Raw genomic sequence first — 14,368 nt, forward strand, 5'->3', positions numbered from 1 at the left:
TTTCGATATCTCTCTTACAAATTTACAAACTGTTGCTTTGGGAGACTAAACAAGTTCAGTTGACAATTGCTTAGATGAGCTCCATTATAACTCAGGCAGTATTCCTTCTATCCCCCAGCGTTCTTCAATACCAAGGCCAAACAGTGCAAAATCATATTTAATCGGATCAAGCGGGCTAAGCTCACGCAGGTTTTGGGTAAGTTCAAGGGCAGTTTGCCAGTCGGTTTGCTTGCGGGTAATGAGTTTAAGCTTACGGGCTACACGATCTACATGCAGATCGCAGGGGCAAATCAGGTCGGCTGGTTTTAGCTTGTTCCAAATGCCAAAATCAACGCCGTTATCATCCTTGCGTACCATCCAGCGTAAAAACATATTTAAACGTTTACAGGTAGATTTTTGCGATGGCGATGATACATGTTTCTTAGTACGGTGCGGATAATCGGGCAGAGAAAAAAAATAGCAACGGAAATGGTTAAGGGCGTCTTCAACCACCACTGAACCCTGATCGTCTTGCTTCTCTGGATCCAGATTCCACTTAAGGTGGTTAGCGGGTATAAATGCATCCTCCAGGCTGTCAAACTTATGATAATGCTGCCTAAAAAAAGATATAAAGTACAGCGTATCTATATCGTTAAACGTGCGATGCTTAAATGTAAGCAGCTTTCTAAGATCAGGCTCCTGGTGATTGATGATGAAATCATAAGGCGCTCCGTCCATCAATGCAATCAGTTCTTTACATTTTTTAATGATGGTAACCCGTTGCCCCCAGGCTAAAGTAGCCGCCCAAAAACCCATGATCTCAATATCCTGCTTTTTACTGAACAAGTGCGGTATGCTGATCGGGTCGTTCGCAATAAACTCAGGCCGGTTATATTGCGCTACTTTTTCGTCCAAAAAGGATTTGAGGTTGAAATTCATTTTAGTATCAAGTATCAGATAGTTAGCACCAAGCAATTAAATGCTATCTTAATACTTGATACTAACTACTCAATACTACTACGCCAGTGCTTGTTTTAAATCGTCCAATAAATCTTCAATATCCTCCACTCCTACGCTCAAACGCAGCAAGTTATCCACCACACCGGCTTTTTCACGGGCTTCTTTCGGTATAGAGCCATGCGTCATGCTTACCGGGTGATTGATTAGCGATTCCACACCGCCAAGCGACTCTGCCAATGAAAAAACTTTAAAGGACGAGGCTATCCGATAGGTTTCCTGCAGGTCAGCGTCTTTTAAAACAATTGATATCATACCACCAAAATCACGCATTTGTTTTTTTGCTACTTCGTGATTAGGCGAATCAGGGAAGCCGGGCCAGTAAATTTTTTCAACTCTCGGATGATCCTTTAAAAATTCCGCTACCTGGCGGCCATTTTCGCAATGCGCTTTCATGCGCAGATGCAGGGTTTTTATTCCACGCAGCACCAAAAAGCTGTCCATTGGCCCGGGCGTTGCACCACAGGCATTGTAAATAAACCACAGCTGTTTATACAATTCCTCATCGTTCAGCATCAGAGCGCCCATCACTACATCGCTGTGTCCGCCAATGTATTTGGTTACAGAGTGCATTACAATGTCGGCGCCAAAATCTATAGGGTTCTGAAGGTACGGAGATGCAAAAGTATTATCAACAACAAACAACAAATTGCTGCCTTTTGCAATTTTCCCTACTGCCTCAATATCTACTACCTGCATCGTTGGGTTAGTTGGAGTTTCTATCCAAACCAGGCGGGTATTGTCATTGATATATTCTTTGATGATTTCCGGGTTGCTCAAATCAAGAAAATGAAACTTGATGCCATAGTTAGCGTATATCTTGGTAAAGATACGGTACGAGCCGCCATACAGGTCATTACCTGTAATCACCTCATCACCAGGTTTAAGCAGTTTCATTACAGCGTCAGTAGCACCCATACCGCTCGAGAAAGCCAAACCGTACTTAGCATTTTCCAGGGCTGCCAAACAATCCTCAAGCGCTTTACGTGTAGGGTTAGTTCCACGTGAATACTCATACCCCTTGTTATCGCCCGGCGATTTTTGCCAGTAAGTAGATGTTTGATATATCGGCGTCATAATGGCGCCTGTAGTTGGGTCGGGCTCCTGCCCTGCGTGTATTGCTTTAGTTGCGAATTTCATATTTGCGCTTTAGCACAGTCCATAGTCGATAGTCAATGGACCATTGAAAAAATAATCACCTCCATAGCTATGGACTATCGACCATCAACTATGAACTACACTATCAATATGCCCTTGCAAATAATACCCTCTGATTAGATGGTTTACCTGTTAGGATACATTTGCCTTTTTCCTGTTTGTTATTTAAAGGTATACAACGTATTGTCGCCTTGGTTTCGTCTTTTATTTTTTGCTCTGTTTCGGCAGTGCCATCCCAGTGGGCCGACAGGAAACCCGGCTTTTCATCCAACAAGCGTTTAAACTCTTCGTAATCGTTTACTTCGGTTGTATTTGCTTCACGAAATTCGGCTGCTTTGTTATAAATATTTGCCTGGATCTCTTCTAACAAAGCTTCAATTCTACTGGCTAAACCTTCCTGTGCAACCGTTTCTTTTGATTTAGTATCACGTCGGGCCAGTTCAACTGTGCCGTTTTGCATATCGCGGCTGCCAATGGCAACACGCAAAGGCACGCCTTTCAGCTCATATTCAGCAAATTTAGCTCCCGGCCTGTGCGTATCGCGGTTATCAAACTTAATGGATATACCTTTAGCTTGCAGCTCTTTCTTCAGGGTGTTTACAAAACCAGTGATATTGGCTAATTCTTCGTCATGTTTATAAATCGGAACAACTACAACCTGTATAGGGGCCAGTTTTGGGGGTAATACCAAACCAGCATCATCAGAATGCGACATGATCAGCGCGCCTATCAAGCGGGTGGACACCCCCCATGAAGTTGCCCAGACATAATCCTGCACGTTTTCTTTGGTGGTGAATTTCACATCAAAAGCCTTGGCAAAGTTTTGCCCTAAAAAGTGCGATGTACCTGCCTGTAAGGCTTTACCATCCTGCATCAAAGCTTCTATGCAATAAGTATCCAGCGCGCCGGCAAAACGCTCGTTAGGCGTTTTTCTGCCGCGTACTACTGGTAAGGCCATAAAATTTTCAGCAAAATCTGCGTAAACTTCCAGCATCTGTTCGGTTTCTGCTATGGCTTCTTCAGCAGTAGCATGCGCGGTATGCCCTTCCTGCCACAGGAATTCGCTGGTGCGCAAAAAAAGGCGTGTTCGCATTTCCCAGCGCATCACGTTAGCCCATTGGTTAACCAGGATAGGCAGATCACGGTAGCTTTGTATCCAGCCGCGGTAAGTGTTCCATATAATAGTTTCTGAGGTAGGGCGTATAATTAGCTCTTCCTCTAATTTTGCCTCATCGTCTACAATAATATTACCGTCCCCATCGTTTTTTAGGCGGTAATGTGTAACAACAGCACATTCCTTAGCGAAGCCCTCTACGTGGCTGGCTTCTTTTGAGAAGAAAGATTTCGGTATCAGTAAAGGAAAATAGGCATTCACATGGCCTGTATCCTTAAACATTTTATCGAGCGTTGCCTGTATTTTTTCCCATATAGAATAGCCATATGGCTTAATAATCATACATCCTCTCACGGGCGAATACTCGGCCATGTCAGATTTTATTATTAAGTCATTAAACCATTGCGAATAATCTTCGTCTTTACTGATGACACCTTTGCTCATAATTGATATTTGGAATAGTATTTGCCCTAATTTTTAACATTTAGCAGGTGCCAAATTTATAAATTTATACGTTTATTTGAACTCACTTTATACTATACAAAAAAATGAAAAGGAACCTTGTTCTCGGAATAATATTTTTCGGCGCCGCAGCGCTGAGTTCCTGCTCCGTTAATAAAACCGCATCTACCTCCCGTAATAGTGATGATATGTACTACACAAAAGCCACTGCGACAGAGGCTCCTGAGTATGTTGCATACAATCAGGAAGCAAATACAGATGATCAGTATGATGACGAAGACGATTACTTCTATTACGACGATTATGCATCCCGTATAAACCGTTTCAGCTATTACTCTCCTTTCAGCTATTATGATACCGGCTATTGGGGCTATGGTTATCCATACTATGGCAGTGGCTGGAATTTAGGCGTAGGACTTGGTTATGGCGGTTATGGCGGCCTTGGATGGAATGTTGGTTTAAGTTATGGCTGGGGCTCGCCTTGGGGTTATGGCTGGGGTTCACCCTGGGCTTATTCGCCTTGGGGTTATGGTTACTACTCTCCGTACTCTTACTGGGGTACCGGCTGGGGTGGCGGTTACTGGGGCATATATTCAGCCTACAACCGTGGCACTGCAAGGCCATACAGGGGCAACGGCACTAATGGCAGTACTTATGGTAACCGTGCACGGTCTGCTTATGGCAATGCCGGCAACAGCGGCATAGGCTATATTCCTAACCGCGGACGTAATGTGAATGGCAACACATCAACAGGCCGCCCTTCATACGGCGACCCGCGTGCAACAAGGGGAGTGCGTAGCGAAAGGCCGGTTTACCGCCCGGATGTACAGCGCAGTTCACCACAACCAAGCAGCTATGGCGGTGGCGGTGGCGGCGGTGGTTCTGTAGGCGGCGGTGGCGGCGGCAGACCAGTAAGGCATTAATCCTAAAATCTATCTACAACAAATGAAAATTAAATATATACTAAGTGTAATTGCTATAGTAGCATTTACTAAAAATAGCTTTGCTCAGTACTCGCAGGATGCGATACGTTTTTCTACCGGAAGTTTTGGTTCCACCTCGCGCATTAAGGCTGTTGGTAATGCAGGTACTGCACTTGGCGGAGATCTGAGCAATATTACCGGTAACCCAGCTGGTTTAGGCTTTTTTACCCGTTCTGAAGTAAGTATTACTCCTGAATTTGATGGCGCCAAAACAAAGGCGACCTACTTTGGCCAGGCTACCACCGACACCAAAAACTCCGGTAACCTTAACCATGCCGCCCTGGTAATATACAACCAGCTTGCTAAAGCACGCGGGGCCGATAAAACTAAAGGCTGGCTAAGCGTTAACTACGGTGTTGCCTTTGCACGTACTAACAACTTCTATAGTAATATAAATTATAAGGGTGTAAATAACTCCAACTCTGTTAATGATTACTTTGCCGACCAGGCTAACCAATTTGGCTTACAACAAGGCTCGCTTGGCGATATGGCCTATCAGCAGCATCTTATAGACCAGTATGATGCGGGCACCACCCCACCATCAACTGTTTTTGCAAGCAACGCGTTTCCCGGTGTGAATCAGGAGTCTGTTATTGAGCGTTCGGGCGGGCTATCATCTGTCGACTTTTCCTTGGGCGCCAACTACAGCAACAAATTTTACCTGGGTTTAGCATTAAGCTTCACCGACTTACGTTATAACTCTTACAGCACATTTTATGAAGATGGCAGCCTTTCAACTGCTGATGGTGCTGATCCGGTTGATTTCAGTTCGGCATATTCTCAAAATCAAATTACCCGTGGTACAGGTTTTGGAGCCCGTTTAGGTGCTATCTATAAACCGGTTGAAGCATTACGTTTGGGTGTAACCGTTAGCTCACCAACATTTTATAATATTGACGATACCTATAATGAAGGGATTTCTTCAAGAATAAACAGTGGTAGTACCGCCCGTGACAATTCAGGCGATTACAACCTCAATTATAACATGCGTACCCCATGGAAACTTGCAGGTGGTGCAGCTGTATTTATTAAAAACATAGGCTTTATTACCGGCGATGTTGAGTACATTGATTACAGCACAGCACATCTAAGCAGTAACCAGGATTATAATGCCGATTATATCGACAATCCGGATATTAAATCATTATATCGTTCAACCGTTAACGCACACATAGGTGCGGAAATAAAGGCTACAAATTTTTTCTCGTTGAGAGGTGGTTATGGCATAATGGGTAACCCAATGAAGGATAACGATAATGACATAAAAACCGTTAGCGGTGGTGTAGGCTTACGCTTTGGCAGTTATTATGTTGACGCTACCTATACCCATTCAACCAATAATTTAAATGTATTCCCTTACGACTTAGGAACTGCAAGCCCTTCTGCTGCATTAAGAAACAGCAATAATAATGCTTATCTTACTTTAGGATACAGATTCTAATTTGCAGTTGAAGTTAGCAAAACTAAAAGGGGATGAGTTAACTCATCCCCTTTTAGTTTTAAAGTACTATTTTAATTAACTACGCTCTATTGACTACTCACTAACCTTAGTCCTCATTTACAAATGAGCGCAGCATCCAGGTATTCTTTTCTTTAAACTGCATAAAGCGGTTAACCATATCATTGGTACCATCATCACCGGCCTCTGCGGTAATATCTAAGATCTCACGCTCCATCTCAATCAGGGCAGCCATATCCTCAATCAAAGCTTTAACCATATCGGTATCTTTCATTCCGATGGTATTCACTTCCTTTAGTTTTGATGTTGATATATAATCCTGAAAAGTACTATAAGGGGGTTTACCAAGTGTAAGTATACGTTCGGCAAGTTCATCAATGGTTGTGAGTGCTTCGGTATATAATTCTTCAAATTTAACGTGAAGCGTAAAAAAGCTTTTGCCCTTTACATTCCAGTGGCATCCACGTAATTTTTGGTAATGTATGTGATAATTGGCCAGCAGATCATTAAGATGATCAACTACCGGTTTCACTTTAACCTCTTCTAAACTTATTTTTTCAGCTTCCATTTTGTGTGTTTTTAGGTGATAACAGCCCCTCGTGGGCATTGTTTATCAAAGGTAGCAGGTTTTAATTTAAATAAACATATTTGTACACATAATGACAATGTTCCAACCGTATATTTCACAGTTATTTGAAGGCACCATTTGGCGCCTGCTTATTGACGACAGCAAAGACATACTGGCAATAGAAATACGTAATGAAAAGGACAAGCAGGTAAGCTTTGCTTCAATCGATCTATCCCAGGGCGAAGTGTATTTTACAGCCTTTGCCCTACCCGAACGCTGGCTTGCAGGCATTGAGGCGGTACATGATGGGATACTATTGCTGCATTACTATAAACATGAATCGGGACCGGAGCATAAGGCTATTGTTGCCGTTGATGCAAAGACAGGAACGGAGCTATGGAGCAACTATAGCATCGCCTTCGATCATCTGACTGTAAACGGGCCTGCCGTATATTACACGGCTATACAACCTAAAAAGCTATATATTTTAGATGCAACCACAGGCAAAATTATCCGTCTTTTTAATGACACTATTGATAAACCTTTGGATGTGCAGATAGTCATACCTGATATATACAAGCCTGCCGAAATGCTACCGGGCATTTTACCCGAAGAACCATTTGGAAATATGGTACATTACCTGGACCATAATATATATAGAATTGTATCTTTGCACACTCTTAAAAACGGACTACTGCAGCAGCAACTTTACATTTTAAAAGAAACTATCGTTGTATACCATGATTTATTGAACAGCGACATACAAAAATTGCAGCCCGAGGCGTTTGTTATACATAATAACACACTGGTTTACATACAAAACAAGACCATCCTTAAGGCCTTGAAAATATAAATAACTGTATTTAAATACATTATGAGATTAAAGAAACTGTTACTATCAGCTATGTTGTTCACCTTCTCTACCCCTTTGTTTGCAATTGCAATGCCGGCAGACTCTGTGGGGATAGAGAACAACAATGGCAAAAAAGTAATTTTGCACAAACTGGACCCAAAAGATAACTACTATTCATTAGGCCGTAAATACGGTGTTAGCCCCAAGGTAATACAGCAATTTAATAACAATGCCAGTATGCGTATTGGCAATATTATTAAGGTACCCACTGAGCGTTCTTTTGTAGAAACGGTTAAACCTGTGCCAACACCAGCGCAAAAAGCACCGCAAACACAGGTAAACGCTCCTGCATCCACTACAGTTACCACTACACCTCAGCAACAGGCTGCTAACAAACCTAAAGGCGCCGATACAACTCCGGCACAAACAACTCCAGCTTCCGCAACAACCCAGGAATACAAAGTATCCGCTCATGAAACTTTATATGCCATAGCCAAACGTTTCAATACAACTGTGGATGCCATTACGAGCTTAAATAAATTAACATCTACCAATTTAGTGCCGGGCCAGGTGTTACAAGTACCAAACGGTGTTACTGCGCCTCCACCACCCGCTCCCGCACCTCTTGCAAACAGAGAGGCGGATACTGTTAAACGCGATTCAACTTATGTGGCACCTGATAGCCTGAACCGCAATTTAACAAGCCCGCGTTACGGTTTATTCGAGAAAAATGAGAAAGGAGTTGCCACCTGGATTGATGATGCAAGCCTTGACCCCAATAAAAAGCTGATCTTACATCGTACTGCCCCTATAGGCACTGTTATGCGAATAACTAACCCTATGAATGGTAAAACAACCTTTGCTAAAGTTGTAGGCAGGTTTACAGATACAGAATCGACCAGAGATGCTATTATAGTTATGACTAAAAACGTTGCCGATGCGTTAGGAGCCCTTGACAAACGTTTTCATGTTAACATCAGCTACGGCACCCCTAATGAATAAACCATACGTTATTGGTATTGCCGGCGGAAGCGGCTCTGGCAAGACCTTCTTTTTAAAATGTTTCTTAGAGCATTTTACTGCAGATGAAGTTAGCCTGGTGTCTCAGGATGATTATTATCATCCAGTTGGCCACACCATGACCAAAGAGGAGAATAAGCTATACAACTTTGATCTGCCCTCAACCATTGATCATGAGCATTTTGAAAGTGACATATTTAAACTACTGAATAACGAATCGTTTCAAAAATTAGAATATACTTTTAATAACACGGATGCCAAGCCAAAACTACTTGAAATAAAGCCTGCTCCGATTATCATTGTTGAAGGCCTTTTTATCCTTCACTTTGAAAAGATCGCAGAAGTTTTGGATATGACCATTTTTATTGATGCCGACGAAGAAATAGCCTTACAGCGCCGCCTCAAACGTGATTTGTATGAGCGTGGCTATTCGCATGAAGATGTACACTATAAATGGGTTAATCATGTTGTGCCGGCTTATAAAGAGTATCTGCTGCCTCACAGAGATAACTGCGACATGATTGTGCTGAACAACACACAAAATGCAGCTGACATTATTAAAATAACCGATGAAATTTCGCAGGAGTTGCGTGAGACTGTATTAGGAGATGTTTCTTAATCGCAATTGAGCAATAGCTCGTAATATTTGCGCATCAGTACAGTATCGTAGTTGACAAGAGAGTTATAAGCTTCAGTCACCAGCTCATTAAGTATGGACGAGCCCAGTTGCCCAGCCCCGTTGGGGATAGAGTCATAATAAGCAATAAGTTCTTTAACCCTTATAATTTCATATAATAACTTTTGGATCAAATCGGTTTGTGTCCCGTTCTGTATCCCCTTTGTATCATTGAGAAAATCTAAAGGGCCATTTGGAGTAGACATCATTTTCAATTAGGGACCGGCTTTTATTTCTAAGACATAGTTTCTCTAATTGTCCGAACAACTAATACTTAAGTTTTGTTTCGGCTTTTTTTATCTTTTTTAATTTAAAAAGCAAAACCCTCATTCAGAGGGCTTTGCAATATAAAACATCTTAAATTAATTATTCTCAGTTGGCTTTTTAGCTTCTGGTTTAGGCAGCAGTGCTTTGCGCGATAATTTAAGTTTTCCTTGCTTATCAATATCCAGCAATTTCACACGTACTTCGTCACCTACCTGAAAAATACCATCCATACTTTCAAAACGTTTATGGTCTATTTCAGAGATATGTAACAAACCGTCTTTACCCGGCATAATCTCAACAAATGCACCAAAAGGCATAATAGATTTAACCTTACCTTCATATATCTCACCTACTTCAGGTTTTGAAGCTATAGCACGTATGCGGCCAAGGGCAGCATCAATAGAAGCTTTGTTATCAGCGAATATTTGTACTATACCGACGTTATTAACCTCTTCTATAGAGATAGTTGCACCTGTTTCGCGCTGCATTTCCTGAATGATCTTACCACCCGGGCCAATAACTGCGCCAATAAACTCTTTATCTATTTTAATGGTAACAATGCGCGGAGCATGAGGTTTATAATCGGCACGTGGCTCTTTAATGGTTTTAGCCATTTCGCCAAGTATGTGTAAACGGCCATCTTTAGCCTGGTTTAAGGCTTCAGCCAATACTTCGTACGATAGTCCGTTTATTTTAAGGTCCATCTGTACGGCAACAATACCTTTTGCAGTACCGGTCACTTTAAAATCCATATCACCTAAGTGATCTTCATCACCCAATATATCTGATAAAATGGCATGTTTTGTCCCCATTTCGTTGGTGATCAAACCCATGGCGATACCAGATACCGGGGCAGTAATTTTAACGCCCGCATCCATCAAAGCTAAAGTACCCGCACAAACTGTGGCCATAGACGAAGAACCGTTTGACTCCAGGATATCAGATACCACACGGATAGTATACGGATTTTCATCTGCGCTTGGTAATACGCGTTTTAACGAACGCATAGCCAGGTTACCATGGCCTATCTCGCGGCGGCCTGCACCACGGTTAGGGCGTACCTCACCGGTTGAAAAACCCGGGAAGTTATAATGCAGTAAGAATTTTTGGTAACCATTAATAAAGGCACCATCAATCATTTGCTCGTCATCCTTGGCACCCAATGTAACAGTGGTTAAAGATTGGGTTTCGCCACGGGTGAAGATTGCCGAACCGTGCGCAGATGGCAGGTAACCTACTTCGCTCCAGATAGGGCGGATTTGAGTGGTAGAGCGTCCATCAAGGCGTTTACCCTCATCTAACACGAGGTTACGGATAGCATCATACTCAACATCGTGATAGTATTTTTTGGCTAACGATTTTGTGATATCATCTATCTCGCCCAAGGTTTCTATGTAAGCATCACGTACTGCTTTAAATTTAGCGGCACGTTCTTCTTTTGCAGAAGCAGATGAGGCGATATCGTAAACTTGCTGATAAGTAGCCGCATAAATAGCTTTACTAAGCTCTTCGTTGCTGTGCTCGTGATTATAAACACGCTTTTCGGTTTTGCCGGTTTCTATAGTAAGCTCTTTTTGGGCAAGGCACTGAATTTTGATAGCTGTATGAGCAAATTTGATAGCTTCAACCAGTTCTTCTTCCTGGATCTCGGCACTTTCGCCCTCAACCATGTTGATGTCGTGCTCATTACCGGCTACGATAAATTCAAGCGTTGCGTTCTCTAACTCGCTAAGACGCGGGTTAATCACCAGCTCGCCGTTTATTTTAGCTACACGCACTTCAGATATTGGCCCGTTGAACGGAATATCAGATACAGCAAGGGCAGCAGAAGCTGCTAAGCCGGCAAGCGCATCAGGCATGATATCTTTATCGGCACTGATCAGGCTGATCATAACTTGTGTATCAGCATGATAATCTTCAGGGAACATAGGGCGTAACGCACGGTCAACCAAACGCGAGATCAAAACCTCATAGTCTGAAAGGCGTGCCTCACGGCGTAAAAATCCACCCGGAATGCGCCCGGTGGCAGCGTATTTTTCCTGATAATCTACTGAAAGGGGCAAAAAATCAACTCCCTCTTTCGCTTCTGGCGATGACACTACGGTAGCCAGCAACATGGTATCACCCATTTTTACTACTACAGAGCCATCTGCTTGTTTGGCCAGTTTACCGGTCTCAATCTCAATGGTGCGGCCATCACCTAAATCGATAACCTTTTTAATTACGTTTAAACTCATCTTGTTTTTGTTGTGGTATGCTTTTCATCTTCGGGAACATACCGGTTTTTTTATGTGTGTATGTAAATTTGTTTCAAAAGTAAAAAAGCCATCCAAACAAGGCGGACGGCTTTTTATTTTTTTCCAAGAAAAGTTATTTAATGATATCCCTTAGCTGTAACGCTTTGATGATAGCACGATATCTTTCAATGTCTTTGTTGTAAAGGTATGCCAATAAAGCACGACGTTTCCCTACCAGTTTCTGCAGTGATAACTGAGTTGAAAAATCTTTTTTGTTGTTTTTCAAGTGACCAGTTAAATGTGCGATGCGGGTAGTAAACAATGCTACCTGTCCTTCGGCCGAACCTGTGTCGGTTGCGCCTTTACCATGTTTTGCAAAAATCTCTGCCTTTGCTTCTTTACTTAAATACATTACCTGAATAATATTAAAGCGTGTATAATTAATTAATTGTGGTGCAAAGGTAATTCTTTTATTGCTTAGTTGCAAGTTTAGTAAAGGCTGCTTCAAATACTAAATGCTAAATGCTAAACTCTAAATCCTAAAAAATACTAAACTCTAAAATGCTAAACTCTAAATCCTAAAAATAGTAAACTCTAAATAATAAAACTCTGAATCTTAAAAATGCTAAACTCTAAATTCTAAAAAGCTAAGCTTTAAATTCAACTTAATGTAAGTATCAACTTTTAAAGTTAAGGTATTCACTATTCCACTTTCTCCTCACTATTTCCCTTCCATCCAGCTTTTATAAATAGCGGCTTGTAACGCATCTGGATTAGGGAGGCGGGTAATTTTAAAGCTTTTTTCGCGCTTTTGGGCAAGAGTAAGGATTACATCCTGCTTTACGCCGTCTTTTTCAATACCTAACACCACACTGTCACCCGGCTTCCTGGTTTGAGTTATCTCGCCAAAGGTTTCCCTTGTAGCAGGTTTACCCCCGATAGTAAGTAGTTTACTCCTCCTGCGTATACCTTTGTTAAAAGCAGGTGATTGATAATCAACGGCTGCAATAGTTAGTGTATCGTTTATTAGCCTTGTAGTAATACCAAGCCAAGCGCCGGGTAAAGTTTGGGTAACTGTGTCTACCGCCAAGCCGCCGTAAGCAAAATATTTTGGATAATCGGGCGGTTTAACGGTAGCTGCATACTCAAAAAGCTCCGGCATTTTTGTTCCGGCTATCTTTTCGCATTCATTACGAAATTCCTGCTCCGTAAAACCGCGTTTTTGCTGCTTGTAGTATTTATAATAAAGCAAACGCATTACATCATCAATCGTTTTTTTATTTTTAGTAGCATGCCTGATGTTAAAATCAAGCATCAAACCCAAGATAGGGCCTTTATCGTAATAAGATATGGTTTTGTTGAAATCATCGTTCACGCGCCCGTTAGGCCCGTCGCCCCAGGTATTATAGCTTGCCTGTGTAGCCGATTGATACAAATGCCCAGGCTGATTTTCATAGTTACGCAAATTTCCCTGAAAATCAGCCAGCATATCATCCTCCGTCATTAAGCCTGCATGGCGCACAATCAGGTATTCATAATAAACAGTAAACCCTTCGCTTACCCATAGCATGTTCGTGTGGTTCTCTTTTGAGTAATCAAACGGGCCAAGCTCTATCGGCCTTATGCGCTTAACATTATAATGGTGAAAATACTCGTGTGCTATAAAGTTATACAGCTTTTTACGGGCTTCCGGCGAGTTAAAACCTTCGCCGCCACTAAAGCTAAGCGAAGTAGAGTTAAGGTGCTCGATACCGCCACCACCCTGGCCTATCGACAAAAAAGTATAGTGCGTATAAGGCACCTCACCTATTATGTCACTCCCTGTTTTTACTATCTTATGCAGATCGTTCATAAAGGCCTGCCTGTCAAACTCAGGCAAATGATAACCAATAAAATTGTGGGGCTTGTTGTCTACCGTAAACGGCGGAAGGCTCTCTAACTCCCCCATCAAAAATGGGCTATCGTATAGCACATCAAAATCGTCTGCTTTAAACGTATGGTATTTGCCGGCAATGGTATCAAGGCCGGTAGCAACCAGGTTGCTCCATTTACTGTAAGGCTTCATTTGTATGGTTACCGGGTTGCGTAGTTCCTTATCCAGATACATAAATAATCCGCCAGGTGTAATATAACCCTTGGTTTCATCTAAGTAAATGTTACCTACAAAATTTACTACGGCTTTAACATCGTAGCTTATTTTAACCGGGCCTTTAGTTGTATTATAAACCCGCCATGTGTTTTTATCAGGCTTATCAAACTTAAGGGCTGTACCCTCAGCATTGGTTACTGTAAAATTTTGCACGGCACCTGCGTAATCAATTATCTGGTAATAACCGGGCGTCCAAACGCACATTTTATAATCCAACACTTCGCCTGGGCTGGTACTGCTTAATTCTACGTGATAAAGGTGATCAGCTGCCTTTTCCATGCTGACAGCGTATTGCATGTTGACAGGCTTTTGTTGTGCGAAAAGTAAACCATTAAATAACAGGCACCCAATAAGAACAATTTTGTAGCGTATATCCATTTAAATCAAGGGTTTTACGAATATATATAAAAACACTATACTTTTTTT

The 14,368-nt window shown here is 42.0% G+C and carries 13 protein-coding genes; 5 read left to right on the forward strand and 8 right to left on the reverse strand.

The window, feature by feature from the left end:
- Nucleotides 1–84: 84 nt before the first annotated feature.
- The 3 genes from ACFQZX_RS00575 to proS all read right to left on the reverse strand — a co-directional run bounded on the left by ACFQZX_RS00575 (nt 85) and on the right by proS (nt 3,712).
- Nucleotides 85–918, reverse strand: coding sequence for a TIGR02757 family protein (locus tag ACFQZX_RS00575; RefSeq protein ID WP_377110798.1), 834 nt, complete (start codon nt 916–918; stop codon nt 85–87).
- Between the two features lie 78 nt (nt 919–996).
- Nucleotides 997–2,136, reverse strand: a complete 1,140-nt coding sequence (locus tag ACFQZX_RS00580; RefSeq protein ID WP_377110799.1) for a cystathionine gamma-synthase — start codon at nt 2,134–2,136, stop codon at nt 997–999.
- Nucleotides 2,137–2,239: 103 nt separating this feature from the next.
- Nucleotides 2,240–3,712, reverse strand: a complete 1,473-nt coding sequence (gene proS, locus ACFQZX_RS00585; protein ID WP_377110800.1) for a proline--tRNA ligase — start codon at nt 3,710–3,712, stop codon at nt 2,240–2,242.
- A gap of 104 nt (nt 3,713–3,816) precedes the next feature.
- On the opposite strand from proS, the gene ACFQZX_RS00590 reads away from it, so the two are divergent.
- Complete coding sequence (locus tag ACFQZX_RS00590) at nt 3,817–4,653, forward strand: hypothetical protein (protein WP_377110801.1); 837 nt, start codon at nt 3,817–3,819, stop codon at nt 4,651–4,653.
- A 22-nt stretch (nt 4,654–4,675) separates the two neighbouring features.
- The gene (locus ACFQZX_RS00595) at nt 4,676–6,154 is read left to right on the forward strand and encodes an OmpP1/FadL family transporter (protein ID WP_377110802.1); all 1,479 of its coding nucleotides are present in this window, start codon (nt 4,676–4,678) and stop codon (nt 6,152–6,154) included.
- 106 nt (nt 6,155–6,260) lie between these two features.
- Here ACFQZX_RS00595 and ACFQZX_RS00600 read toward each other — a convergent pair whose 3' ends face one another.
- Nucleotides 6,261–6,740 (reverse strand): Dps family protein, encoded by a 480-nt coding sequence (locus ACFQZX_RS00600; RefSeq protein ID WP_377110803.1) that lies wholly within the window; start codon nt 6,738–6,740, stop codon nt 6,261–6,263.
- A gap of 91 nt (nt 6,741–6,831) precedes the next feature.
- Between ACFQZX_RS00600 and ACFQZX_RS00605 the strand changes: the two genes are divergently transcribed.
- The 3 genes from ACFQZX_RS00605 to ACFQZX_RS00615 are packed head-to-tail and all read left to right on the forward strand — an operon-like array spanning nt 6,832 to nt 9,232.
- Nucleotides 6,832–7,593, forward strand: coding sequence for a DUF4905 domain-containing protein (locus tag ACFQZX_RS00605; protein WP_377110804.1), 762 nt, complete (start codon nt 6,832–6,834; stop codon nt 7,591–7,593).
- 21 nt (nt 7,594–7,614) lie between these two features.
- Nucleotides 7,615–8,595, forward strand: a complete 981-nt coding sequence (locus ACFQZX_RS00610) for a DPBB and LysM peptidoglycan-binding domain-containing protein (protein ID WP_377110805.1) — start codon at nt 7,615–7,617, stop codon at nt 8,593–8,595.
- Nucleotides 8,588–9,232, forward strand: coding sequence for a uridine kinase family protein (locus ACFQZX_RS00615; protein ID WP_377110806.1), 645 nt, complete (start codon nt 8,588–8,590; stop codon nt 9,230–9,232). Before ACFQZX_RS00610 ends, ACFQZX_RS00615 begins: the two co-directional genes overlap by 8 nt.
- Here ACFQZX_RS00615 and ACFQZX_RS00620 read toward each other — a convergent pair.
- The 4 genes from ACFQZX_RS00620 to ACFQZX_RS00635 form a co-directional block, all read right to left on the reverse strand.
- Nucleotides 9,229–9,498, reverse strand: coding sequence for a hypothetical protein (locus ACFQZX_RS00620; RefSeq protein WP_377110807.1), 270 nt, complete (start codon nt 9,496–9,498; stop codon nt 9,229–9,231). The genes ACFQZX_RS00615 and ACFQZX_RS00620 overlap by 4 nt on opposite strands.
- Nucleotides 9,499–9,651: 153 nt before the next feature.
- Nucleotides 9,652–11,793: a polyribonucleotide nucleotidyltransferase gene (gene pnp, locus ACFQZX_RS00625; RefSeq protein WP_377110808.1), complete on the reverse strand. Its 2,142-nt coding sequence runs from the start codon at nt 11,791–11,793 to the stop codon at nt 9,652–9,654.
- Nucleotides 11,794–11,926: 133 nt separating this feature from the next.
- The gene (gene rpsO / locus ACFQZX_RS00630; RefSeq protein ID WP_095704830.1) at nt 11,927–12,205 is read right to left on the reverse strand and encodes a 30S ribosomal protein S15; all 279 of its coding nucleotides are present in this window, start codon (nt 12,203–12,205) and stop codon (nt 11,927–11,929) included.
- A 309-nt stretch (nt 12,206–12,514) separates the two neighbouring features.
- On the reverse strand, nt 12,515–14,239 hold the full coding sequence (locus ACFQZX_RS00635; protein ID WP_377110809.1) for a M61 family metallopeptidase: 1,725 nt from the start codon (nt 14,237–14,239) through the stop codon (nt 12,515–12,517).
- Nucleotides 14,240–14,368: the final 129 nt, after the last annotated feature.

This window comes from Mucilaginibacter litoreus (assembly GCF_042676805.1).
GTDB classification, from domain to species: Bacteria; Bacteroidota; Bacteroidia; order Sphingobacteriales; family Sphingobacteriaceae; genus Mucilaginibacter; species Mucilaginibacter litoreus.